The organism is Neisseria sp. P0009.S007, assembly GCF_051962515.1.
The window spans coordinates 1-1160 of sequence record NZ_JBQCVF010000434.1 but is presented as its reverse complement, the minus strand read 5'-3'; the positions used below and the strand labels follow the sequence as shown (position 1 = coordinate 1160).

Here is a 1160-nt window from a genome sequence, read left to right as displayed (position 1 = left end):
GGTGCGTCCCAAACTTTTATTTTTTGCTTCATTACCTTTTACTTTCTGATTTAAAATTAAATTTCTTATCTTGGAAGGTTACGCCATGCAGCCCATCTACACGCTTCCCGAATCGCTTCAAGCTTTTCAGACGGCCTTAGCATTTCCCGACGTATTCCACCCCCGCGCCCAAGAATCACACAAAGGCACATACGGCACGCTTGCCATTATCGGAGGCGCAACGGGAATGAGCGGTGCGGTGGTTTTAGCAGCCACAGCCGCCATGTATCAGGGGTGCGGCAAGGTTTGGGCGGGTTTCAACCAAGCTGCGCTGCCTTTTGCCATCATTCCCGAACGCCCTGAAATTATGCTCGCCACTGCGACCCAGCTGATGGAGCGCAACGATGTCAGCGCTCGGGTAATCGGCTGCGGCTTTGGTTTGGACGGATTATCAGAGCAGCTGCTGCCCAAAATTCTGTCGACACACCATGACCGGCCTTTATTGCTCGATGCCGATGCCCTGACACTGCTTGCCCGTTCTCCCGAATTGGCCGAACGTCTCAAATCGTACAAACATATCATTCTGACACCTCATCCGGCCGAAGCCGCCCGCTTACTCGGTACCGATACCCAATCAGTTCAAGCCGACAGACAGAAAGCCGTAACCGAAATCAGCCAAAAATATGGCGCGACCGTCGTATTGAAAGGTCATCATACATTAGTTGCCGCAACTGACGGCATGGTCTATACCAACACCAGCGGCAATGCCGGTTTGGCTACTGCTGGCAGCGGCGATGTCTTAAGCGGCATTATCGGCAGTCTGCTGGCACAAGGCATTCCGGCATTCCAAGCCGCCTGCGCCGGCGTATGGCTGCATGGTGCGGCGGCCGATGTCATCAAACACAGCGGCAAAATCGAAACCGGCATGCTCGCCGGAGAAATCGCACCTGCCGCCCGATGGCTGCGCAATATTTTATCAAAAGAATAATGCCGTCTATATAGCAAATACAAATCACAGGCCGTCTGAAAATCAATCCTTATCTTCAGACGGCCTTATTTATTTTAAGCCATTTTGCAAATTAAGGTTAAGGCGTGTATCCTTGGTTTCCCTTAAAAACAACTTCACAACATATTATCATGAGTATCCTCAATAAAATCAGCAACTTTATTGGAAAAACATT

1 protein-coding gene is annotated in these 1160 nt (G+C 50.3%); it reads left to right on the top strand.

The genetic code is table 11. The features are described from left to right. Positions 1-85 precede the first annotated feature (85 nt). The gene (locus tag ACTHS3_RS13855) at positions 86-967 is read left to right on the top strand and encodes an NAD(P)H-hydrate dehydratase (RefSeq protein ID WP_070608813.1); all 882 of its coding nucleotides are present in this window, start codon (positions 86-88) and stop codon (positions 965-967) included. Positions 968-1160 lie beyond the last annotated feature (193 nt).

Coding starts and splice junctions, on each gene's coding strand:
- ACTHS3_RS13855 (WP_070608813.1), top strand. CDS start 86: ATGCAGCCCATCTACACGCTTCCCGAATCGCTTCAAGCTTTTCAGACG.